The 23362-nt window shown below is 67.8% G+C and carries 22 protein-coding genes; 10 read left to right on the top strand and 12 right to left on the bottom strand.

The genetic code is table 11. The features are described from left to right. Nucleotides 1-2 precede the first annotated feature (2 nt). The 4 genes from EO141_RS13265 to EO141_RS13250 are packed head-to-tail and all read left to right on the top strand — an operon-like array spanning nucleotide 3 to nucleotide 4409. Entirely contained in the window at nucleotides 3-1199 is a 1197-nt protein-coding gene (locus EO141_RS13265; RefSeq protein WP_127169428.1) for a beta-ketoacyl-[acyl-carrier-protein] synthase family protein, read from the top strand. Continuing rightward, nucleotides 1199-1972: a beta-ketoacyl synthase chain length factor gene (locus tag EO141_RS13260; RefSeq protein ID WP_115678070.1), complete on the top strand. Its 774-nt coding sequence runs from the start codon at nucleotides 1199-1201 to the stop codon at nucleotides 1970-1972. The genes EO141_RS13265 and EO141_RS13260 overlap by 1 nt, the downstream gene beginning before the upstream one ends. Then, entirely contained in the window at nucleotides 1969-2790 is an 822-nt protein-coding gene (locus tag EO141_RS13255; protein ID WP_104585211.1) for a glycosyltransferase family 2 protein, read from the top strand. Before EO141_RS13260 ends, EO141_RS13255 begins: the two co-directional genes overlap by 4 nt. Beyond that, nucleotides 2787-4409, top strand: coding sequence for an NAD(P)/FAD-dependent oxidoreductase (locus tag EO141_RS13250; RefSeq protein WP_127169427.1), 1623 nt, complete (start codon nucleotides 2787-2789; stop codon nucleotides 4407-4409). The genes EO141_RS13255 and EO141_RS13250 overlap by 4 nt, the downstream gene beginning before the upstream one ends. 373 nt (nucleotides 4410-4782) lie before the next feature. Here the strand turns inward: EO141_RS13250 and fabG are convergent, their stop codons facing one another. The 10 genes from fabG to xanC form a co-directional block, all read right to left on the bottom strand. After that, nucleotides 4783-5520, bottom strand: coding sequence for a 3-oxoacyl-ACP reductase FabG (gene fabG, locus EO141_RS13240; protein ID WP_127169425.1), 738 nt, complete (start codon nucleotides 5518-5520; stop codon nucleotides 4783-4785). A 168-nt stretch (nucleotides 5521-5688) separates the two neighbouring features. Further along, a complete protein-coding gene (locus tag EO141_RS13235; protein ID WP_127169424.1) occupies nucleotides 5689-6129 on the bottom strand; it encodes a phosphotransferase in 441 nt (146 codons plus the stop codon). Next, nucleotides 6116-8482 carry an MMPL family transporter gene (locus EO141_RS13230; protein ID WP_127169423.1) on the bottom strand — a complete coding sequence of 789 codons (2367 nt, stop codon included), beginning with the start codon at nucleotides 8480-8482 and terminating at the stop codon, nucleotides 6116-6118. Before EO141_RS13230 ends, EO141_RS13235 begins: the two co-directional genes overlap by 14 nt. Next, nucleotides 8472-8696, bottom strand: a complete 225-nt coding sequence (locus EO141_RS13225) for a hypothetical protein (RefSeq protein WP_127169422.1) — start codon at nucleotides 8694-8696, stop codon at nucleotides 8472-8474. The genes EO141_RS13230 and EO141_RS13225 overlap by 11 nt, the downstream gene beginning before the upstream one ends. 88 nt (nucleotides 8697-8784) lie before the next feature. Continuing rightward, a complete protein-coding gene (locus tag EO141_RS13220; RefSeq protein WP_127169421.1) occupies nucleotides 8785-9432 on the bottom strand; it encodes a LolA-related protein in 648 nt (215 codons plus the stop codon). After that, nucleotides 9356-10330, bottom strand: a complete 975-nt coding sequence (locus EO141_RS13215; protein WP_104585201.1) for an acyltransferase — start codon at nucleotides 10328-10330, stop codon at nucleotides 9356-9358. The genes EO141_RS13220 and EO141_RS13215 overlap by 77 nt, the downstream gene beginning before the upstream one ends. Further along, on the bottom strand, nucleotides 10327-10554 hold the full coding sequence (locus tag EO141_RS13210) for a hypothetical protein (protein WP_232087889.1): 228 nt from the start codon (nucleotides 10552-10554) through the stop codon (nucleotides 10327-10329). Before EO141_RS13210 ends, EO141_RS13215 begins: the two co-directional genes overlap by 4 nt. Nucleotides 10555-10625: 71 nt before the next feature. Continuing rightward, nucleotides 10626-11375 (bottom strand): lysophospholipid acyltransferase family protein, encoded by a 750-nt coding sequence (locus EO141_RS13205; protein ID WP_104585197.1) that lies wholly within the window; start codon nucleotides 11373-11375, stop codon nucleotides 10626-10628. A gap of 52 nt (nucleotides 11376-11427) precedes the next feature. Next, complete coding sequence (locus tag EO141_RS13200) at nucleotides 11428-12111, bottom strand: ketosynthase (protein WP_164739222.1); 684 nt, start codon at nucleotides 12109-12111, stop codon at nucleotides 11428-11430. Between the two features lie 37 nt (nucleotides 12112-12148). Then, nucleotides 12149-12418, bottom strand: a complete 270-nt coding sequence (gene xanC, locus EO141_RS13195) for a xanthomonadin biosynthesis acyl carrier protein XanC (RefSeq protein WP_005914783.1) — start codon at nucleotides 12416-12418, stop codon at nucleotides 12149-12151. Between the two features lie 323 nt (nucleotides 12419-12741). On the opposite strand from xanC, the gene EO141_RS13190 reads away from it, so the two are divergent. Together EO141_RS13190 and EO141_RS13185 are read left to right on the top strand one after the other, a co-directional pair. Continuing rightward, entirely contained in the window at nucleotides 12742-14088 is a 1347-nt protein-coding gene (locus EO141_RS13190) for an NAD(P)/FAD-dependent oxidoreductase (RefSeq protein WP_127169493.1), read from the top strand. After that, nucleotides 14085-15092 carry a pteridine-dependent deoxygenase gene (locus EO141_RS13185; RefSeq protein WP_164739203.1) on the top strand — a complete coding sequence of 336 codons (1008 nt, stop codon included), beginning with the start codon at nucleotides 14085-14087 and terminating at the stop codon, nucleotides 15090-15092. Before EO141_RS13190 ends, EO141_RS13185 begins: the two co-directional genes overlap by 4 nt. A gap of 1 nt (nucleotide 15093) precedes the next feature. On the opposite strand, the gene EO141_RS13180 is transcribed toward EO141_RS13185, so the two are convergent. Together EO141_RS13180 and EO141_RS13175 are read right to left on the bottom strand one after the other, a co-directional pair. Next, complete coding sequence (locus EO141_RS13180) at nucleotides 15094-16110, bottom strand: hypothetical protein (RefSeq protein WP_127169420.1); 1017 nt, start codon at nucleotides 16108-16110, stop codon at nucleotides 15094-15096. Between the two features lie 35 nt (nucleotides 16111-16145). Further along, a complete protein-coding gene (locus EO141_RS13175) occupies nucleotides 16146-17489 on the bottom strand; it encodes an AMP-binding protein (protein ID WP_181116718.1) in 1344 nt (447 codons plus the stop codon). A gap of 362 nt (nucleotides 17490-17851) precedes the next feature. On the opposite strand from EO141_RS13175, the gene EO141_RS13170 reads away from it, so the two are divergent. From EO141_RS13170 to hemF, 4 genes are all read left to right on the top strand, one after another. Further along, nucleotides 17852-20212: a S9 family peptidase gene (locus EO141_RS13170; protein WP_164739221.1), complete on the top strand. Its 2361-nt coding sequence runs from the start codon at nucleotides 17852-17854 to the stop codon at nucleotides 20210-20212. Between the two features lie 307 nt (nucleotides 20213-20519). Next, on the top strand, nucleotides 20520-21236 hold the full coding sequence (locus EO141_RS13165) for a hypothetical protein (RefSeq protein WP_127169492.1): 717 nt from the start codon (nucleotides 20520-20522) through the stop codon (nucleotides 21234-21236). Further along, nucleotides 21233-21805 (top strand): hypothetical protein, encoded by a 573-nt coding sequence (locus tag EO141_RS13160; protein WP_104650333.1) that lies wholly within the window; start codon nucleotides 21233-21235, stop codon nucleotides 21803-21805. The genes EO141_RS13165 and EO141_RS13160 overlap by 4 nt, the downstream gene beginning before the upstream one ends. Before the next feature lie 623 nt (nucleotides 21806-22428). Beyond that, nucleotides 22429-23328 (top strand): oxygen-dependent coproporphyrinogen oxidase, encoded by a 900-nt coding sequence (gene hemF / locus EO141_RS13150; RefSeq protein ID WP_127169417.1) that lies wholly within the window; start codon nucleotides 22429-22431, stop codon nucleotides 23326-23328. Nucleotides 23329-23362: the final 34 nt, after the last annotated feature.

Genomic DNA, 23362 nt, shown 5'->3' with positions numbered 1-23362 from the left:
AGATGGCCCCGGTCGCCGTCACCGCCTTTACCTCCACCACCGCGCTCGGCGCCGGGCTCGATGCCCAGGCTGCCGCCCTGACCGCTCGCCGCAGCGGCATGCGTCGCAACGATTTCGGCCCGCAGCCGCTGCCTTGCTGGATCGGCCGCGTGGAGGGCGTGGAAGACGTCGTCCTGCCGCCCCCCCTGCAAGGCTGGGACTGCCGCAACAATCGCCTGGCCTGGCTGGCCCTGCAGCAGGACGGCATGCCCGAGGCGGTGCAGGCCGCCGCGCAGCGCTACGGCGCCGAGCGCGTGGCGGTGATCATCGGCACTTCCACCTCCAGCATCGGTGCCAGCGAGGAGGCTTATACGCGCCTGGTCGAAGACGCCGACGGCGCACGCTTCCCCGACGATCTGGATCGCCCGATCGTGCATACCCCGCACTCGCTGGGCGACTTCGTGCAGCACGCCACCGGCCTGCGCGGCCCCAGCGTGACCGTGGCCACCGCCTGTTCGTCCAGCGCCAAGGTGTTCGCCCAGGCTGCGCGCCTGATCGATGCCGGGGTGGTGGATGCCGCCCTGGTCGGTGGCGTGGATACCTTGTGCGGCAGCGTGCTGTTCGGCTTCAACTCGCTGCAGGTGGTGGCGCCGGAGCTGTGCCAGCCGTTCGATGCGCGCCGGGTCGGCCTGAGCCTGGGCGAGGCCGGCGGCTTTGCCCTGCTCGAACGCACCGCCGCCGCGCCGCACGCCACCCTGTGGCTGTACGGCTACGGCGAATCCAGCGATGCGCACCATATGTCCGCCCCGCATCCGCAGGGCCTGGGCGCGCAGCTGGCGATGCGCGATGCGCTCGATCGCGCCGGCCTGGACGCCGATGCGGTGGGCTATCTGAACCTGCACGGCACCGCCACCCCAGCCAATGACAGCGTGGAGGCGGCCGCGGTGGCGGCGATCTTCCCCGCCACCCTGCACGCCAGTTCGACCAAGGCCTGGACCGGCCACACCCTGGGCGCGGCCGGCATCGTCGAATCGGTGATCGCGCTGCTGGCGCTGCGCGACGGCGTGCTGCCGGGCACGCTCAACAGCGCCGTGCCCGACCCGGCCTGCGGCCCGCAGATCCGTTTCGACAATGCCCATTCCAAGATCGATTACGCCATGAACAACTCCTTCGGCTTTGGCGGCAACAACTGTTCGCTGCTGTTCGGGCGGGCCCGCTGATGCTGGCTGCCACCATCGAGGGAATCGGCTTCTGGACCCAGGGCCTGCCGAGCTGGGAGGCTGCTGCGGCCTTCGTCCGTGACGGCACGCTGCAGGACACCGGAGCACGTCCGGCGCCGCAGCTGCTGGCCGCCAATGAACGCCGCCGCGCACCGGACACGGTGGCGGTCTCGCTGGAAGCGGCGCTGGCCGCCTGTCACGCCGCCGGCCGCGCGCCGGCCAGCCTGCCGTCGATCTTTACCTCCACCTATGGCGATCTGGCCATCTCCGACTACATGTGCACCACGCTGGCCAGCGACCCGTTGGCGATCTCGCCGACCAAGTTCCACAACTCGGTGCATAACGCCGCGGCCGGCTACTGGACCATCGGCGCCGGGGCGATGACCCCGGCCACAGCGATCAGCGCCAGCCTGGGCAGCTTCGCGCAGGGCCTGCTGGAGGCGCTGGTCCAACGCGCCGCCGGCATGGACGCGGTGCTGCTGGCCGGCTACGACGCCCGCTCGGTCGGGCCGCTGGGCCGGGTCGCACCCAGCCAGGGGTTGCTCGGCGGCGCGCTGGTGCTGGGCGCCCCCGGCCAGGCCGGCAAGCCGCAGCTGCGGGCGTGGCTGGACGACGGCACACCGACACCGGGCGAGGGCCCGTTGTCGCGGCAGGTCGCCGGCAATGCGATGGCGCCGATGCTGCCGTTGTTCGACCTGCTCGCCGCTGGCGGCGAGCGCGTGGCGCTGTACGCCGGCCCGGGCCGGGTGTTGCAGCTGGAGGTCCAGCAGTGAGCCGGCAGCCGCTGACCCGCGAGGACACCGCGATCCTGGTGCCGGCCCTGAACGAGTCGCTGCGCATCCGCGAAGTGGTCAACGATGCGCTGACCTATTGCTCGAACGTGATCGTGATCGACGACGGCTCCGATGACGGCACCGCCGACTGCATCGCCGACCTGCCGATCACCCTGATCCGGCATCCGCAGCGCAAGGGCAAGGGCGCCGCGTTGCGCAGCGGGTTTGCGCAGGCGCAGCGGATGGGCATGCGCGCCGTGATGACCATGGACGGCGACGGCCAGCACAAGGCGGCCGATTTCCCGCGCCTGTTGGCCGCGGCCAACCGCCACCCCGGCTGTGTCATCGTTGGCGCACGCATGCGCAAGCGCGCCACCCAGCCCACCATCCGCCGCATCGGCAACGATTTCGGCGACTGGGGCATCGCCTGGGCCTGCGGCTTCCAGCTGGTCGACAGCCAGAGCGGCCAGCGCCTGTATCCGGCCTCGGTGTTCACCCTGCCCGACGTGCCCGGCGAAGGCTTCGTGTTCGAAGCGCAGCTGCTGATTTCCGCCGCGCGCCAGGCCGGCGCGCGCGTGGTCGCGGTGCCGATCGAAACTCGCTACGCCGGCACCTCGCCGGGCACCTTCCGCAAGAGCCATTTCCGGCTGGTGCGCGACCTGTGGGAGATCACCTCGCACGTGGTCGTGCAGGCCTGGAGCTACGGGCATATCTGGCGCGAGTACCGCCGCGTGCGCGCCAACCCGGTGCTGATCGACGACGCCGACGGCGAATTTGCTACTGTGCCAGCGGTCACCACCAACAAGCCATCCCCATGAATGCACAGCGTGCCGATGTCGTTATCACCGGTGGTGGCCTGGCCGGCCTGAGCCTGGCGCTGCAGCTGCGCCAGCGCGACCCCGAACTGGCGATCACCGTGCTGGAGCGCCGCGCGCATCCGGTGCGCGAGGCCGCGTTCAAGGTCGGCGAATCCACGGTGGAAATCGGCGCGCATTATTTCGCCGACGTGCTGGGCCTGCGCGAGCACCTGGAGACCGAGCAGATCCGCAAGTTCGGTTTCCGCTTCTTCTTTTCCGACAGGCGCCAGGACATCGACCGCTGCACCGAGCTGGGCGTCAGCCAGATCCTGCCGACGCCGTCGTGGCAGATCGATCGCGGCCGCTTCGAGAATTTCCTCGGCGAGCGCGCCCGCGCGCAGGGCATCACGTTTGTCGACGGCTGCAGCGTCAAGGGCGTGGACCTGGCCGATGACGATGCCGACCACGCCGTGCGCTACGAGCGCGCAGGCGAGGCCGGCACGCTGCGCGCACGCTGGGTGGTGGATGCCAGCGGCCGCGCCGGCCTGCTCAAGCGCAAGCTCGGCCTGGCGCAGGACAACGCGCACGACGCCAATGCAGTGTGGTGGCGCGTGGAAGGCCTGATCGACCCCAATGGCTGGTCGCAGGACAGCAGCTGGCTGCAGCGCTGCACGCCGCCGGATCGCTGGCGCTCGACCAACCACATGTGCGGGCCGGGCTACTGGTTCTGGTTGATTCCGCTCTCCTCCGGCGCGCATTCGCTGGGCATCGTCTGCGCTGCGGCCATGCATCCGCTGGAGACGATGAACACCCACGACAAGGCGATGACCTGGCTGCGCACGCATCAGCCGCAGGTCGCCGCCACGCTCGACAAGGCCGACTACCGGCTGCAGGACTTCCTGTTCCTGCGCAACTTCTCCTATGGCTGCACGCAGGTGTTCTCGCCGCAGCGCTGGGCGCTGACCGGCGAAGCGGGGTTGTTCCTGGACCCGTTCTATTCGCCCGGCAGCGACTTCATCGCAATTTCCAATACCTACATCTGCGAACTGATCGGCCGCGACCGCGCCGGCAGAGCGCTCAGCCCGTATGTCGAGCTGTATCAGCAGCTGTATTTCTCGTTCTACGAAAACACCCTGACCCTGTATCAGGATCAGTACGCCCTGTTCGGCGATGCGCAGGTGATGCCGGTCAAGGTGATCTGGGATTACACCTACTATTGGTCGCTGCTGGCGCCGCTGTTCTGCAGCGGACGGATCGCCGACCTCAGCCTGCTCTCGCGCATGAAGGCGGATTTTTTCTACGCGCGCGACATGAATCTGGCGATGCAGCGCGTGCTGCACGACTGGGGCCAGCACAACACCGCACAAGGCCTGGCCAGCGACGATGGGCGCCTGCTCGATCAATACCTGATCGGCTGGTTCAACGAACTCAACGGCGCCTTGCACGACACCCTCGACGACGATGCCTTTGCCGCGCGCATACACCGCAATGTCGCGCAGATGGCGGTGCTGGCGCGCGAGATCCTGCACAAGGCGCGTCAGCGCCATGCCGGACTGCCGGACCATGGATTGGACGCCTTGACCGCCAACGCCGTCGGCGAACCCATCCTCACCGCCGCCTGGTACGCCGACGCGGCGTAAGCTTGAAGACCGCGCCGGCGACGGCGCGTTTTTTCTGGATCCGCGCCAGCTTGATTCAAATGCCGGATCGGAAGACGCCGATCAAACCGCAACGCATCGAACGGCCGCGCGAGGTGCATTGCTTGCACAGGCACACCACCCATCTCGCCCGGTCCTTGCCCGCCCACCGTCGCGGGACCTTACGCGGCATGGATGCCGCGTAAGAGCCTCCATGGACGGATTCACGGCGTGTCCCGCGATGGTGGGCGGGCAAGGGCCCTGCAGCAAACTCACAGCGGCGAGGACACCGCACCTGCCAACCTGGTCGTGCGCTGATGGGAACCACACTAGCGCGCCTACCTGGGGGGAGGCATCGTCGTTCTATCAGCGGCTCTCAGCCCATGCCGCCATTGATGCCGATGACCTGGCCGTTGACATAGCCAGCTGACTCCGAACACAGGAACGCAACCAATGCGGCCACTTCGTCGGGCTTGCCGACGCGGCCGGCCGGCACCAGTTGCTTGATCACCTCCGGCGCGAAGCTTTCGCCGACCATCTCGCTTTCGATCACGCCCGGCGCGACCACGTTGACCGCAATGCCGCGGCTGGCCATCTCGCGTGACAGCGATTTGCTGGCGCCGTGCAAGGCGGCCTTGGCCGCGGCGTAGTTGGTCTGCCCGCGGTTGCCCAGCACTGCCGCCACCGACGACACGCTGACGATACGGCCCCAGCGCGTACGCGCCATCGGCAGCAGCAACGGCTGGGTGACGTTGAAGAACCCGTGCAACGACACGTCGATGACCCGATGCCACTGTTCGGCGTTCATGCCGGCCATCGGCGCATCGTCGTGGATGCCGGCATTGTTGACCACGATCTGGATCGGGCCGACCTCCAGCAGGCTTGCCAGCGCCGCTGCACTGGCCTGCGCATCGGCCACATCGAACGCCACCGCCTGGGCACTGCCGCCGTCGGCCACGATCGCTGCAACCACCTCGTCGGCGCGGGCAAGATTGCGATTGGCGTGCACGATCACATGGCGACCCTGCGCCGCCAGGTGACGGCTGATCGCACCACCGAGATCGCCGCTGCCGCCGGTGACCAGCGCGCGGCGCTGTGGAATGGATGTGCTCATGGACGCCTCGATGGAAGCCGCAGAAATGACGGCGGAAAGAGCCTCATCCTAACGACTGGCAGCAAGTGCAGGAATAGACCGCCCGCATTGATCGCCCACATTCGGCAGGAGCGTGCTTGGGCGCGATGAGGCTTCAACGGCAACGCTTCATCGCGCGCAAGCGCGCTCCTACAGGGTCTGTGCCGCGCCCAGCATCACCGTGGCGCGGCCTTCGGCGAGCAGTTTTTCGTCATGGGTCAGGCGAAAACTGTATTGCTGGCTGTCGTCGGCCTGCATCAATACCACTGCTTCGCATTCGATCGCAGCAGGAAGGTCGTCCAGATAGGCCAGATGCAACTCCACGCCTCGCAGGGCGACCAGCATGCCCAGGCGCGCTGGCTGGCTGGGATCATGCCCCAGCAAACCGCCATGCACCGCCATCGCCTGCGCGCCGTATTCGCACAGGTGCAGCGCACGCAGGCGGCCATCGGCGCGCAACGGATGCGTGTCGCTGCGATGCGCGTGACTGCGCAGCACGATGCGCTGCGCATCCCAGTCGACCACCTCTTCCCACAGGCACATGCTGCCCTGGTGGGGAATCAAGGCGGCAATCGCGTCACGTCCCTGCATGTGCACCTCCGTTTCTTGCGCGCTCCAGCGCCGGCTCGCGCGACACCAGCAAGGCCAGGATGAAATTGAACAACACCCCCAACGCCACCGTGCTGCCGATCGCCCGCAACACCGGGATGCTGGACGCAGCCAGTAGCGCGAACACCAGCAAGGTCATCAGGCTGCACACGATCAAGGCATGCAAGGTGCGCAACTGGTCGGCGTGATCGTCGCCGGCATGGTCGAAGAACAGCGCGTAATCCAGGCCCAGGCCTGCCGCCAGGATCAGCGCGATCAGGTGGAACAGGTTGAGCTCCACCCCCATGCCGCGCAGGATCGCCAGGATCAGCACCGTGGTCAGCGCCATCGGCAGCAACACGCGCACGATCCGGCGCGGGCTGCGCAACGCGATTGCTACCGTCACCGCCAGCAGCAGCGCAGCCAGCCCCAGCGCGCCGAGCACACGCCCACGATAGGCGGCAACCAGGGATTCGGAGGCATCCTTGAGATCCAGCAACTGCGCGCCGCTGCCTTGCACGGCGGCAGCCACCACCGACGGATCGCGCAGGCCGGTCAACGACACCAGCGCGGTGCTGCGATCACCGCGCCCCAGCAGCAGCCCGCCGACCGAGGTCGCCAGCGGCGAACCGGCCAGGTCCTTCGGCAACAGCGGGGCGGCACGCTTGGCAGCGTCCATGTCCTGCAGGAATGGCGCGAACGCATCGCTGCGAAACGGCGTGGCCGCCACTGCGCTGTCGGTCAATGCGCGCGCTTGCGTCGCCCCCGGCAACGCGGCCTGACGCGCACGCTGGGTCTTGGCGCTGGGCAGGTAGCGCGCGGCCATGTCGTAACCGGTCAACGCGCCGGCGCGCACCAGCGCATCCAGGCGCGGGCGCAACTGCTCGCTGGCCTGCAGCGCTGCCTCGTCGCTGGCTGCAGGCAATGCGAGCACGTAGCGCACGTCGGGGGCGCCCAGTTCCTGTCGCAGGTGCGTGTCCTGCGCCAACGCCTTGGGCGGCACCGGGGTCAGCTTCGACAGATCGTTCTGCCAGAATTGCCCCGGTGCAAATGCGATCACCGCGATGCCGATCAGCGCAATCACCGCCAGACTGATGCGCGGCCGTGGCAGCCGCGCGATGCCACGCCACAGCGCGGCGAGGACGCGCGAATCGGCGTAGTCGCGCGGCGCCGGGTCGATCAACGCCGGCAACAGCCACCGGGTGGTGATCGCGGCGGTCGCCAGCCCGGCGATGGTGAACACCGCCAGCTGCCGCAAGCCGTCCACACCGGAAAACAGGAAGGTCACATAGGCAATGCAGGTCGACACCACGCCGGTGGCCAGCGTCGGCCACAGATGGCGCGCGTTGTCGCGCGGATCCAGACCGGGACGCTGATGGCTGAACAGGTGGATCGGGTAATCCTGCACCACGCCGATCAGGGTGAAGCCGAATGCCACGGTGATGCCGTGCACGCCCTCGAACAACACGGCCACCGCGCCCAGACCGGCCAGGCCGGCACTGGCCAACGGCAGCACGCCGAGCACCGGGATCTTCCAGCTGCGGTAGGCGACCAGCAGCAACAGCACCAGCCCCACCGTATCCAGCGTACCGATCCATTGCGCCTCGCCCTGCGTGCGCGCGGTGATTTCCACCGCAAAGGCGCCGGGGCCGGTCAGGACGAGCTGCGTCGAGGTGCCCTGGCTGACCTTGGCAAACGCCGCCCGCACCGCGTCGTAGGCCAGCTGCTGACCGGTGGGATCGAAGCCGGCTGCGCGCGTCTGCACGATCAGCAAGGCCGAGGTGCCGGCACGGTCGAACCACACCGCGTTGCGCGTCTGCGGCGCCGCGGCCGGCTGCAGGGTTTCGGCCAGATGCAGTACTTCCAGCGTCGGGTCGCGCGGCAACAACGGCTCCACCATCGCAGCGGCAGGTGAGCCCAGATCCTGCACGCGCGACTGCAACGCCGCCTGCAGGGTGTGCGCGTCCAGCGGCGCGGCGTCGAAGCTGTCGCTGAGCAGATAGCGATACGGCAGCAGGCGCTCGGGGATCGCATCCAGGCCCGCAGTGCCGCCATTGCCAACCAGCTCGAACAGTTGCGGCTGTGCAGCCAGGGCCTGCTGCAATGCCTGCGACTGCGCGGCCAGCGTGGCCGGGTCGCTGTTGGACAGCGCCATCAGCAACAGGCGCGAGCCAGGGCCTTCGCCCAGTTCCTCGATCAGCAGTTTCTGCGCCGGCGTGCGCGGGGCAGGCATGAACTTGCGCAGGTCGCCGGTGACCTTGAGCGTCTCGCTCAACCAGAACCCGGCCACCGCCAGCAAGGCCAGCCACAGCAGCGCCAGGCCGATGCGGCGGTTGGCATTCAACTCAAATGCCATGTATCAGCTCCAGCTGCGTGGCCGAACGTGCACCGGCCGCACGCGCGGCATCGGACAGCAACAGTGCTTTCAGTGTGCTGAGGCCGGGCATGAACTTGCGCAGATCACCGGTGACCTTGAGCGTCTCGCTCAACCAGAACCCGGTCACCGCCAGCAAGGCCAGCCACAGCAGCGCCAGGCCGATGCGGCGGTTTGCGGTCAACTCAAACGCCATGCGCAAGCCTCCAGTGCCAGCGGAACGTGCACCGGCCGCGCGCGGCCGGGCTGTGCGGGCGCCTTGCTGGCGCCGCAGGCGCGCTGCGTCACGCGCCCGACCCGTGGCACAGCGTGGTCAGCGCCGCCGCATCGGTCACGCGTGCGCCCTCGCGCGCGGCACCGGCCAGCAGCGTGCGTTGCACCTCGCCCTTGGCCGGCAGGCTTTCGATGCAGCGCAACTCGTCATTGCGCCCGTACAGCCGCAACTCGCGGACCTGCCTGGCGACAGCGGCGTCCTTGGGCTGCAGGGTCAATGCCCAGGATTGCAGCTGGCCCTGCCCGCTGATGCGGTAGTGCTGCTCCAGCAGCGCGCGGTCGCCGGCCAGCAATGCGCCGAAGCCGGACTTCAAGCCGGCCAGCTCGGGCACGCGGCTGAGCGCAAAACGCCGCGGCGCCTTGCCTTCGCGTTCCAGCACGCCTTGGTCGCCTTGCAACGTGGTGGTCTCGCGATACGGTGCGCTGACCTCGCGCACCAGCGTCTGTGCGTCCGGACGCCGGTAGTGGCCCTGCACGCGCAGCGGCGTCTTCAGCAGGGCCGAGCCACGCAGTTCGACGAACTCGGTGCTGACCGGTACGGGGCGAGCCAGGCGCTGCAGCACCTGGCCCACGTCCAGCGTCTCAGGCGGTGCGGCGCATAGCGGTGCGGCGCTGAACAGCAGTATCAGCATCCACGGCAGGGTGCGGCACATCGGCATGGTGGGTGTTCCAGAAATCGTAGAAGTTGAACCAGTTGTACGGCGCGTAGCGGGTGTAATGTTCCAGCCTGGCCGCGTAATCGCGCATGAGTACCGCCAGCACCGGCGCACGCTGGCGGCGCGGCACGTCCAGGCCTTCGCTGAAGGTCTCGAACGCCAGCTCGTAATGATTGCCGCCGCGATACAGGCCGAACGCCAGCACCACCGGCACCTTAAGCGCTGCGGCGATCAGCCACGGCGAGGTCGGGAACATCGCGTTGCGGCCGAGGAACATCGCCGGCAAGGCCGGGTCGCCCTCGCGCGGGCGGTCGATCAGCAGCGCGACCAGCGCGCCGGCATCGGTGGCGTCCTTGATCGCCATGACGATCGAGGTCGCGTCCATGCCGGCATCGATGATGTTGGCCGCCAGCTGCGGATTCAGCGCGCCCAGCAGCTCGGTCATGGCGCGGTTGTGCGCCTTGTCCAGCACCACCTTGACCTGCACGTCCGGCCGCTCGGTGGCCAGCACGCGCAGCGCATCGAAGCTGCCCAGGTGCGAGCCGAAGATCAGCACGCCGCGGCCGCGGTCCATCTGCGTATGCAGCTGATCCAGCCCGGTGATGTCGACCCGGAAGCGCTGCATCTGCCCGCACAGCATGTACACACGGTCCAGAATCGTCGAGGCGAAGGTGTGGATATGCCGCGCCACGTCGCGCAGCGTGGCCGGGCGGTCCAGCACGTGGGTCAGATAGGCACGCGAGGCGCTGCGCTCGGGCGCACGCACCAGCAGGAAGTACAGCGTGATCGGATACAGCAGCGCGCGTCCCACCGCGCGCCCGGCATGCTGGGCGATGCCGCGGATCAGCCACAGCGCGAAACGTCCGCCGCCTTCGGGACGTTGCTTCCACTGGCTGCTCATTGCGCCGCCTCCGCCACCAGTTCGCCGCTGACCAGCAGCTCGTCGGCGCGCTGCACGCGAAAGCGCCAGCGCGGGCCAACGCCGTCCAGCGTGATCGATGCCACCTGCCCCGGCAGCAACGGCCGCACGAACTTCACCTGCGGCAGGCGCGCCGCCGCGCGTGGGCCATGGGCGGCTTCCACCGCCTGCAGCACATGGTCGAGCACGACCACGCCAGGCACCACGGGACGCCCCGGAAAGTGCCCGGGCAGGCAGGGATGATCATGCGGCACGACAAAATCCATAAGCGGGCAACTCAAATCCTGGGTTGAAGCATCGCAGCCACGGCGTCATGTGCCTGCTCGGTCAATTGCTGGCGGTCCGGCGCATCCGGCCCGGTCACCGGGATCGGATCGCCGATACGCACACGGATGATGCCCGGGCGCACCCTGAACACACCCTCCACCGGCAGCACCTTGCCGCAGCCATCCAGCGCCACCGGCACCACCGGCACGCCAGCATCGATAGCGGCCTGCAACAGCCCAGCCTTGAACGGCAACAATGCGCCGCTGCGGCTGCGGGTACCTTCGGGAAACAGACACAACTGCTTGCCCTCGCGCAGCAGCGCCGCTGCCTGCCGGCGCACCATCGCCCCGGCACGCCGGCTGTCGCGGTCCAGGAACAGCATGCCGGTGGCCCGCGCATACCAGTTCACGAACGGCACCTTGAGCATCTCGTCCTTGAGCAGGAACCGCAGCGGCACCGGCAAGGCGTAGAACAACGCGCAGATATCGATGACCGACTGGTGGTTGCTGACGAACAGATAATTCCTGGACCAGTCCACGCGCTCGCGGCCTTCCACGATCACCTTGGCGCCGGCGCCGCGAAACAGCACCGGCGACCACATCCAGGCGCCCATGCGCAGCAGGCGGTCGGCATCGCGCGTGATCGCCAGCAGCACCAGGGCATAGACGATTCCGCCAGCGGTAAACGTCAGCGTGAAGGCCAGTTGCAGCAGATTGAACACGGCCCACGCCAGGCGCGACGGCATCCTTGCCAACGGCATTTTTGTCTTGTCCCCGAAAATGTGCACGTACGTCGCTGCCCTGGCCACGCACTCAGCGCAGCAGATCGCGCCAGAATTCCGGCCCGAGCCGCGCCATCTGGCGCAAGAAGTCTGGCAGATTACGATAGGGGCGCTGTGGAAACCAGCGGCCGCGCAAGAGATATTCGCCCACGAAGAACCCGCCAACCACCCCGTACGCCAGCAGATTGGCGAACAACGACGCGCGCGCGTCGCTGATCGGCAGCGGCGAGGCGTGGCCCAGTTGCGCCAGCACGCCACTGGGTTCGGCGCACAGGCCCAGCACCAGGTTGACCAGGGTCAGCGCGCACAGCAGCAACGCCCAGGCCAGGGTGAGGCGGCGCGTGTAGCGGTATTGCTCCGGGCTGATCGGCATGCCGGCCTGGCGATACAGCCCTTCGACAATGCGGCTGATCAGCGGCGTGCGCCCGCGGCGCAGGCTGCGCCCGAAGAACCAGGCGATCCAGCCGGTGAACACCACCGGCGGCGCGGCCAGCACCAGCATCGCGTACGGCGAGTGCCACAACGCGCTCAGGCCCAGCAAGGTCAGCACGGCCAGCGCCCAGGCCCAGGCGCGGCGCGCGACCATCGGCTCGATGAGCACCATCAGCACCAGCAAGGCCCCGGCGATGACCGCCAGGTCCGGGCGATGGCTGGCGTTGGCCCAATGCGCCAGCGGCGAATACGCCACCGCCAGCAGCACGCCCAGCCCCAGCACCCACGGGGGCGCATCGGCAGGCGCTGCAGTTGGCAGGTCAGACGGTCTTGTTGGCTTGGACATGCGCCGACAATGCGCGCAGCGACGCGAAGATGCGACGGTTCTCGTCATTGTCCGAGCGCAGCTGGAAGCCGTAGCGCTTGCTGATCGCCAGCGCCAGTTCCAGCGCGTCGATCGAATCCAGCCCCAGCCCGGTATTGAACAACGGCGCCTCCGGATCGATGTCGGCGGGCTGGACGTCTTCCAGGTTCAGGCTTTCGACCAGGAGTTCGGCCAGTTCACGTTCGGCAGCGGTTTGCGAGGACATCCAGAGAGCTTCCAGGTGAGGGTCGGGCGACAGGATCAGAGCGAGAAATTCCAGCACAACCACCGCAGCGTCACAGACAACCGTCAGGTCGGCGTGGGCGATTGCGCAACACAGTGTACGTTGCCGTGCCGGCCGATTCCGAGCACTCGCCGCGGCTGCCTTGCGGCCGCATTGTCGATGGCGTCGATCGTTCTGCAACAGCGATTCGGCGGCCGGCATACCTGTCCGGGCCGCCGGTCAGGCTATCATGACTGCATGACGCTCGCCCGCTGCAGGTTCGTTCCAGGATGACTTCCACTGCTGTTCGCCCCACCCCGACCGCCATGCCGGCAGCCGGGCCGGCTCCCGGGCCCGAGTGCCCGGATGTCCTGATCATCGGCGGCGGGCCGGCGGGCTGTACGGCGGCGATCGTGCTGGCCCAGCAGGGCTGGCAGGTGACCTTGCTGGAGAAGGCGCAGCATCCGCGCTTCCATATCGGCGAGTCGCTGCTGCCGATGAACGTGCCGATTCTCGAACGCCTGGGCGTGCTGGAGGACGTGCGCGACATCGGCGTGCTCAAGCGCGGGGCGGACTTTCCCAACGACAGCGGCGGCTACAACACCTTCCGTTTTTCGCATGCGCTCGATGCCAAGGCCGATTTCGCCTTCCAGGTGCCACGTGCGCAGTTCGACCAGGTGCTGTTCGAGCGCGCGCGGGCAGTGGGCGTGGATGCGCGCGATCAGGTCAAGGTCGAAGCGGTGGAGTTCGACGGGCAGCAGCCGGTGCTGCAGGCGCAAGGCGTGGCCGGGGTGCAGCGGTTTCGCCCGCGCTATCTGCTCGATGCCAGCGGCCGCGACACCTTCCTGGGCACCCGCTTCAAGCTCAAACGCGCCAATGCCAAACATCAGTCGGCCGCGTTGTTCAGCCACTTCCGCGGCGTGGCGCGCCGGCCGGGCGAGGATGCCGGCAACATCAGCATCTACCGCCACGCACATGGCTGGATGTGGCTGATTCCGTTGCCGGACGACATCATGAGCGTGGGCGCGGTCTGCTACCCGGAATACATGAAGACCCGCAAGGGCGACAGCGAGGGCTTTTTCATGCGCACGCTCGCGCTCAATGCCGAGCTCAACGCGCGCATGCTCGGCGCCGAACGCGTGGCCCCGGTGCATGCCACCGGCAACTACGCCTACGAATGCACGCGCATGTCCGGCCCGCGTTGGTCGATGCTGGGCGATGCCTACACCTTCGTCGACCCGATGTTTTCGTCGGGCGTGTTTCTGGCCATGCACAGCGCCGAACGCGGTGCGGCGATGGTGGACCAGGCCCTGCGCATGCCGCAGCACGAAGCGAAACTGCAGCGCGCCTTGCAGCGCGAACTCAGGCGCGGCGTGGACGAGTTCAAGTGGTTCATCTACCGCTTCACCTCGCCGACCATGCGCGCCCTGTTCGCGCAACCGCAGAACACCTGGCGGATCGAAGAAGCGGTGGTGGCGATGCTGGCCGGCGACGTGTTCGACAGCCCCAGGGTGCGCCTGCGCCTGCGCGCGTTCCGCGCCATCTATGCCTTGACCACCTTGTCGATGATGCCGCGCGCCTGGCAGTCCTGGCGCCAACGCCGACGTCAGGCCACGCTCGGCTTCGACGGCGAGACCTTGCAACGCGACACGCAACGACGGGACACCCGATGACCGCTTCCCAGGCCCAGACCACGCACAGCGTGCGCCATCCCCGTCTGCAGGTCGACTATGTCGAGCAGACCGACCCGTCCGCACTGCTGGCCGACCCGCAGGTGCTGGCCGTGTTCGGCTTCGGCACCGCGGCGCCACGCCTGGACGACCCGCGCTACCTGCGCGTGCCGCTGCAGCCGTATCAGGCCGAGATGCTGGAAGTGTGGCGCAGCGATGCAGCCGTGCACAGCGGCCGCGATGGCAACATCGCCTGGGCCAGCGACGGCCGCCTGCAGTTTGGCGTGATCGAAATCGACGAGCAGGATGTCGATATCGAAACCGCCGCCGCCAAGGCCTATGCGGAAATCACCGCCTTCGTCACCGGCAGCCAGACGCCGCGCCTGCTGCGTATCTGGAACTATCTGGACGCCATCACCCTGGGCAGTGGCGACCGCGAACGCTACCGGCAGTTCTGCGTGGGCCGTGCGCGCGGCCTGGGCGCCTTCGACACTGCGCAGCTGCCGGCCGCCACCGCGGTGGGCCGCTGCGATGCCGAGCGCATCATCCAGATCTACTGGCTGGCCGCCAGCGATGCCGGTACCCCGCTGGAGAATCCGCGCCAGGTCAGCGCCTACAACTACCCGCGCCAGTACGGCCCGCAGCCGCCGAGTTTCGCGCGCGCCATGCTGCCGCCGGCCGGCAGCGACATGCCGCTGCTGCTGTCGGGCACCGCCGCCGTGGTCGGGCATGCCTCGATGCACACCGGCCAGCTGCTGGCGCAGCTGGAAGAAACCTTCGCCAACTTCGACGCCCTGCTCGGCGCCGCACGCCGGCACGCCCCCGCCCTGCCCACGCAGTTCGGCGCCGGCACCCGCCTGAAGGTCTACGTGCGCGAGCAGGACGACCTGCCCAAGGTCGCCCAGGCACTGGACGTCCGCTTCGGCGATGCGGTGCCGCGCCTGCTGCTGCACGCGGTGATCTGCCGCGACGAGCTGGCGGTGGAGATCGACGGGGTGCATGGGTGAGTCATTGAGCGCATTGCGCTGGTTCGATATCGTCCACACCGCCTTCTTCGTTCACCGTCAACGCGGCTGACCCAGCCTTTGGCGTAGCAGACCACTGCCGTGCCCACGCATTGCCCAGCACATCAGCTCTTGCGAGATCGCTGGCTGTCGCGCGCTTCTGCAACCAGGCGATGTTGTCGTCTATCACCTCGCGCGAGCGCGGGCCGGCAGTTGCCGGCAGCTGTTGGCTGCCACGTCGATACAGCGCCAACGATCGGGCCAGGTCCGTCTGGACCACTTGCGCCAGGAAAAAGCGCTCACCGGTATCGCGGCGAGGCGAATAAGCCGCCGCCAAGGCCAGGGAGGTTTGCAGGTCTCCGCGCGAGGCCGCCTGCAGCGCCATCGATTCCGCTTCTTTTCGATAACGCTGCAGTTCCGGCAGAAGCTCCAGCATGTCGCGACGCCGAAACGCGTTGCCGACCGCGTAGTGCGCAAGCGCCCCCGGATTGCCACCAAGCGCACCTTGTCGCCACAACGCGACCCGCTCGGCCACGGAAACCTGCCGTACACCTTCGCAACGATCCGCAGCTTTGAGCAGTCCCGTCGCCATGCCATCCAGCATCTTGTCCCATGCAGCAAAGTCGGCGTTCGCATTGGGGGTGACGACCTTTCGCTCACGCGCACGCTGTGCGCGCCACACCAACTCGTCGTAAGTGGCGAGTTGCTGCTGGATCACATCGCAGCGATCAAGCTCGATAGCCAAGCGGCATGCGGCCGCTGGATCACCTTGCTCCGCGCGACGACTGAGGTCGTCGAAGACTTGGCGCAGCGGCGTATCAGCTGGCGGTAGAGGCGCAGAAGCGACAACAGGCTTGGATTGTCCGGCCGGCATGACAACAGCAGTGGCCGCATGCACAGGATCTGCCTCAACTGCCTGATCCAGGCGATGCCATCGCAGCGACGCCAGGCACATCGCCACAATCGCCAGTACGACTGCGGCACTGATGAGTACTAATCTGCTTGCAGATCCCTTGCGCATGCGGCCACGCCTCCTTGGTGTCCGGCCAGTATCACTCAGCCGTTGAGCAAACCCAGCACCACATCGCGTGGCAGCTTGCCGGTTTCGTTGCGTGGCAGTGCGGCGAGTTTGCGCAGGCGGCGCGGGAGGAACACCGGGTCGACGCTGACGCGCAGGGCGTCGAGGATCTGCGCCTCGTCCAGGGTCGGGGCGACCACCAGTGCGGCGATGCGCCCGACTGCCTGGCCGGGGTCGGGTGCGAGTTGCACGATGACGCCATCGATCACGCCGGGAATGGCCAGCAGGCGACGGGTGAGATCGGCCAGCGAGGCGCGTTTGCCGGCGATTTCCAGCAGATCGGCCTGCCGGCCGCGCACCTGGAAACGGCCGTCGGCGGCCACGTCCATCATGTCGGCCAGCAGCACCGGCGTGGCCAGATGCGGCGCGTGCACCAAGGTGCCTGCCGCCTGCGTTTCCAGGCGGACGCCGGGCAGCGGTGTCCATGCCGCTTCCAGCGCGGTGCGGCGCACGGCGAACACGCAGGTTTCGGTCGAACCGAACATCTCGCGCACCTCGCCGCCAAAGCGCGCCTCGGCGGCAGCGGCCACGTCCTGCGCCAACGGCGCGGTGGCCGAGACGATGCCGACCAGCGGCGGCAACGCCACGCCCGATTCCACCAGCGCGCGCAGATGCACCGGCGTGGTCACCAGCACGCGCGGGGCGGGAACATCGGCCAGCGCGCGCGCCACATCGTCCGGGAAGAAAGGGCGGCCCGCATGCACCGCAAGCGCGGTCACCATCGGCAGCAGGACCGACAATTCCATGCCGTACATGTGCTGCGGCGGCACCGTGGCGACCACGTGCGGCACCGCGTCGGTGTGCGCCCACAGGCTTTCCAGCGCAACCAGGTCCTGGCGCGTGCTGGTCAGGAAGCTGCCCCAGGTCTTGGGGTTGGGTTGCGGGCTGCCGGTGCTGCCGGAGGTAAAGCCGATGGCCACCAGGGCATCGTCGGCCAGCTGCGGGATCGGGCCCGGGGCCTGCGGCAACTCGGCCGGCAACTGCCAGTAGCGCGGCGGCGCCAGCTCCAGCGCCAGATCGCCCAGGCAGTACGCATCGGCATGCCGCGCCTGCACTTCGCCGACCACGGCCGGTGCGCGCGAGGACGGCAGCAGCGACACCTGGCCGCGCAGCGCGCACGCATAGAACGCGACCATGAAGCGATAGCGGTCCTCGCACAGGTTCACCACGTGGCGACCGTCCGGCAGCTGCTGCGCCAGGCCGTGCACGTGCGCGATGAAGGTGGCCAGGTCGACCGACTGCCCCGCGCGCCAGGCCAGCGGCCGGCCGGGCGCGCCGACGGCCATCGGGTGGGAAACGGCAGGAACAGGCAGGCTGGACATGGGAACCGACAATCGCAAAAGCGCGCTAGCTTGGCCGCCACCTGCGCTGCTGGCAAGTCGGGAGGTTTCCAGCTATGCGGCGGCGGTGACGGTTCGAACCTGGGCGAAGGCGTACATGACCCAGGCTCCACGTTGCTGCTGGCGCGGCGCGCGGCGTGGAGTGCATCGCGCCGATGCGCTGGCGTCGGCCGACATGCGCGCACCGCAGCTGGTCGCGTCCGCCAGCGGCGAATGCCTTGCCTTACCTTGTCGATGACGCACGCACCGCCCCGCGTCCATGACCTGTGGCCCAAGCCCCCGATGGAAGCGAGCTGCTAGGCTTGTCCGCTCCTTGTTGCGTCCAGTCGTTACCGATGCCCAGATTGTTGCCGCTGTCCTTGTTGTTGCTGGCTGTCACCGCGCACGCGCAGTCCGCCACACCGCTCACCATCGAACAGGTGATGGCCGATCCGGACTGGATCGGGCCGTCGGTGGATCAGGCCTGGTGGCAGTGGGACGGCAAGCAGGTGCAATACCTGCTCAAGCGCGATGGCTCACCGGTGCGCGACACCTACCGCCAGGGCGCCGGCGGCGGCACCGCCGAACGCGTGGCCGACAACGCCCGCGCCGGCCTGGATGCGGATAACCCGACCTACGATGCGACCCGTCAGCGCATGCTGTTTGCGCGCAATGGCGACATCTTCCTGCGCGACCTGCGCTCCGGCGCGCTGACCCAGCTGACCCGCAGCAACGAGGTCGAATCGCGGCCGCAGTTCGCCAGCGATGGCGGTGCGATCTGGCGCGCGGGCAACAACTGGTACCACTGGCGCGCCGACGCCGGCACCGCGCAGGTTGCGGTGGTCAAGGCCGAGCGCGATCCCAACGCTGCGCCCAAGGCCGACGTGTTGCGCGAGCAGCAGCTGGCCACGCTGGCCACACTGCGGCGCGATCGTGAGCAGCGCGATGCCTTACGCGCGCAGGAAGACACCTGGCGCCGCGCCGATGCCACCCGTGCGGCGGCACCTGTGTATCTGGGCGATGAGGTGGAGATCGTCGACAGCGCGTTGTCGCCGGACGGCCGCCATCTGCTGGTGGTCACCCAGGCCAAGGGCACCGAAGAGGGCCAGGCCGGCAAGATGCCCAAGTACGTGACCGAATCCGGTTACGAGGAATTCCAGGAAGTGCGTACCCGCGTCGGTCGCAATGCACCGGTGGCGCATGCGCTATGGCTGGTGGATGTCAGCGCCGGCACCGCCAGAGCGCTGTCGTTCGACACGCTGCCGGGCATTGCCACCGACCCGCTGGCTGCGCTGCGCAAGGCCGCCAGGAAAGATCCGCTCAAGGGCAACCGCGCCGTGCGTGTGGAAAGCGATGGCGACGGCAGCGGGCCGGCGGTGCATTGGAGCGATGACGGGCGCAATGTGGCGGTGGAGATTCGCGCGGTGGACAACAAGGACCGCTGGATCGCCAGCGTGGACCTGGCCAACGCCACCTTGCAGCCGCGGCATCGCCTGAGCGACAGCGCCTGGATCAACTGGGACTTCAACGATTTCGGCTGGCTGCCCGACAACCGCACGCTGTGGCTGCTGTCGGAAGAATCCGGCTATTCGCAGCTGTACACCGTGGAAGGCAACGGCAAGCCGCGCCAGCGCACGCGCGGCAAGTGGGAAGTGTCGATGCCGGTACCCAGCGCCGACGGCAGCAGCATGTTCTTTCTGTGCAATCAGACATGGCCGGGCGACTACGAGGTGTGCAAGCTGGACCTGCGCAGCGACCAGCTCACCGAAGTCACTGCCTTGAATGGCGTGGAAGGCTTCCGTCTGTCGCCGAACGGGCAGCAATTGCTGGTGCGCTATTCCGGCAGCTACCTGCCACCGCAGCTGGCGGTGGTGCCGGCCGCAGGCGGCCAGGCCACGCTGCTGACCGATACCCGCACCCCCGCCTTCAAGGCGCAGCCGTGGATCGCACCGCAGTACGTGCAGGTGCCGTCCCGGCATGGCGCCGGCACGGTCTGGGGCAAGTACTACGGGCCGCAGAACCCCGAGCCCGGCAAGCAGTATCCGATCGTGATGTTCGTGCATGGCGCCGGCTACCTGCAGAACGTCTCGCAGCGCTACACGCCGTATTTCCGCGAGCAGATGTTCCATAACCTGCTGGTGCAGCAGGGCTATATCGTGCTGGACCTGGACTACCGCGCCTCGGAAGGCTACGGCCGCGACTGGCGCACCGCGATCTACCGCAACATGGGCCATCCGGAGCTGGAAGACTACCTGGACGGGCTGGAGTGGCTGGTGACGCAGAAGCAGGGCGACCGCGCGCGTGCCGGCATCTATGGCGGCTCGTACGGCGGCTTCATGACCTACATGGCGCTGTTCCGCAGCCCCGGCACGTTCAAGGCCGGCGCGGCGCTGCGTCCGGTGGGCGACTGGATGCAGTACAACCACGAGTACACCTCCAACATCCTCAACACGCCCGAGCTCGACCCCGACGCGTACAAGACCTCATCGCCGATCAACTATGCCGACGGGTTGCGCGACCATCTGCTGATCGCGCACGGCATGATCGACGACAACGTGTTCTTCAAGGACTCGGTCGACATGACCCAGAAGTTGATGGAGCTGCACAAGGACAACTGGCAGGTGGCGCCGTATCCGCTGGAACGCCACAGCTTTACCCGCGCCGATTCGTGGCTGGACGAATACAGGCGCATCCTCAAGCTGTTCAATGAGCAGGTGAAGCCGTAAGCCATGGCGCTGCGACCGGGCGATGGGTGGTACATCGTCCGGCCGATGGCATGTCGCAGCGGCAGCATCCGCATCCTGCAGCAAGCTGCAGGCCAGCCACGTCGCATGCGTGATGCGCCACTGCGTTACGCATGCCACGCGACACCATGTCGGTACTCACCTCCACGTACGCAACTAGCTCTAAGCTTGGTGCAGGATCGGCAGATCGCTGGCGCAGTGCGCTCCTCTCTGCCGGCCCGCCGCCCGACCGGAGCGCCGCCGGCACCGCAGCGGTCTCCACTTCCGCGGCGTGCAGAAGGTAATCGCGATGGGCCTGTGGGACCGTTTGTTTGGACGCAAGACCCCGGTGGCCACGGCGCCCCGAACCGAACCCACCGCAGCGCCGGCGGCTGCAGCCGACGACACCGCGACCGACGTCGAGATCGACCCGGCACTGCAGCCCGCACTGACCCTGTTCCAGCGCGGCGATCAGCTGGGCGCCTACAACGCTGCGCAGGCGCAGCTGCACCTGGGTGCCGACGCGCAACGCCTGTGCGCACTGGCGCTGAGTGCGCTGGACCGCTATCACGAGGCGTATCCGCACTGGCTGGCGCTGTACGAGCTCGAACCCACCGCACACAACGCACTGCAGTTGGCGACCACCTCGGTGATGTGCAACGAGATCGATCGTGGCGAGCAGTGGTTGCTGACCTTCGATGATTTGAACGCGCAGGAGCGTTCGACCTCGCCGGCCACCGCACGCACCAGTTTCCTCACCGCGCTGACCCGCGCCGGTCACGGCGCACACGCGTTGCCGCATCTGGAATGGTTGCGCGAAGCCTACGCCGGAATGTCGATCACCGACAGCCACTTCCTCTACGTGCGCGGGCTGCCCTTCCTCGACGCCTTCCTGGAGCGCAGCACACCGTTGTTGCGCCAGTGCCTGCCGGCCGACGCGCTGCCGGGCTGGTACGCGCAACTGCAGCCAGCGCTGGATCCTCCGGGCCAGGCTGCCGTGGCCGCCCATATCGCCTTGCTGCAATGAGCACGCCGGCACCAGCCTCCCGACCACGCGGCGGCTTCGTCACGCCGCTGGCGTGGGTGTCCTTGTTGCTGGGCGTCGTCAGTGCGATGTCCAACCTGTTGCAGATCGTGATGATCGCGCTGATGCCCGACGCGGCGACGCTGGGCCTGCCCGAAGGGATCACCCTGCCCGCCTCGTTGCAGTGGCTGATCGATCATGCCGTGTCATTGTCGGTCGCAGGCGTGGTGCTGTCGGTCGCCTTTGCATGGTTGAGCTGGGCCTTGCTGCAGCGACGCGAGTGGGCGCGGGTCGGGTTCGTAGTGGTGTTGCTGGTGACCGGGCTGCTCAATGTCGGCGGCCTGGCGTTGATCGGGCCGGTGTTCGAGGGCGTGCAGGCGATGCTGCCGGCCGACGTCCTGCACAGCCCCGAGTGGCCGGAGCTGCAGGCACGCCTGCAGGCAACACGCCAGGCGGCGCTGCTGCTGACGGGCCTGGGCGTGCTGGCGATCGGCTGTCTCCACGCGGCGCTGGCATGGCGGTTGTGCACGCCTGCGGTGCGCGCCGAATTTACGGCCTCACGCAAGGCATGATCGCTGGTTGAAGTTGGCCTGCGTCCCCCGGCCATGCACACCGACCATCCCCGATGGTCCGTGCACGCCGCAGCGGGACCTTGGCCAACCGCCACCCCGCTTCTGTTCTTGCCCATACACACCGACCATCCCGACTGGTCCTTGCCCGCCCGCCGCCGCGGGACCTTGGCCCGACCGCCACCCCCGCTTCTGCTCTTTCCATGTACACCGGCCATCTCGACAGGTCCTTGCCCGCCTACCGTCGCGGGACCTTACGCGGCATGGAGGCCGCGTAAGAGCCTACATGGACGTACTTGCGGCGTGTCCTGCGATGGTAGGCGGGCAAGGGCCCTGCAGCAAACCAGCAGATCAACGCCCTGCTTCTGCTTTTGCTTTTGCTTTTGCTTTTGCTTTTGCTTTTGCTTTTGCTTTTGCTTTTGCTTTTGCTTTTGCTCGTGCTTCTGCCTCGCCCACACCGCCCAGTCCGAGCGGGAAACACCAGGCGTGAAGCCTGGTGTGAGACGAGGCAGCAAAGCCTGGCTGCTCATGCGCCCGATCCCCACACGACGCAGCGCCTCGCCCTGCGACAAACGGGCGCGTTTGCCCGACTGCAAGAAGCGCGACGCAGCGCTTAGAATCGTGGCATGAACGAATTCGACCGTGTACGCGATTATTTGACCGGCCTGCAGGATCGTATCTGCGCTGCCGTGGAAGCCATCGATGGCAGCGCGCGTTTTGCCGAAGACCTATGGCAACGCGAGGAAGGCGGAGGCGGACGCACCCGCATCCTGCGCAATGGCGCGGTGTTCGAGCAGGCCGGCATCGGGTTTTCCGATGTGTCCGGCTCGCGCCTGCCGCCGTCAGCCAGTGCGCATCGGCCCGAGCTGGCCGGGGCGACGTGGCGCGCCTGTGGCGTGTCGCTGGTATTCCATCCGCACAATCCGCATGTCCCCACCACCCATGCCAACGTGCGCTACTTCCGCGCCGAGCGCGATGGCGAAGTGGTGGCGGCCTGGTTCGGTGGCGGCTTCGACCTGACCCCGTTCTATCCGGTCGACGAGGACGTGCTGCACTGGCACCGCACCGCGCAGGCACTGTGCGCGCCGTTCGGCGAGGAACGCTATGCCGCGCACAAGCGCTGGTGCGACGAGTACTTCTTCCTGCGTCACCGCAACGAGACCCGTGGCGTGGGCGGGCTGTTCTTCGACGACCTGGGTCAGGATTTCGAACGCGACTTCGCCTACCAGCGCGCGGTCGGCGACGGCTTCCTGGATGCCTACCTGCCGATCGTCACGCGCCGCAAGGACACGCCCTATGGCGAACGCGAACGCCAGTTCCAGCTCTACCGCCGTGGCCGCTACGTGGAGTTCAACCTGGTCTACGACCGCGGCACGCTGTTCGGCCTGCAAAGTGGCGGGCGTGCCGAAAGCATCCTGATGAGCCTGCCGCCACAGGTGCGCTGGGAATATGGCTTCACGCCGGAACCGGGTAGCGCCGAGGCGCGGCTGATGGACTATCTGGTACCGCGCGACTGGCTGGGCTGAATCCAGATAAAGAACACGGTACTGATGAAACGCT

The sequence above is a fragment of the Xanthomonas sp. BRIP62415 genome, assembly GCF_003993515.1.
GTDB classification, from domain to species: Bacteria; Pseudomonadota; Gammaproteobacteria; order Xanthomonadales; family Xanthomonadaceae; genus Xanthomonas; species Xanthomonas euroxanthea.
Note: the sequence above shows the minus strand (reverse complement) of the source record. Positions and strands in the feature narration are given on the sequence as shown.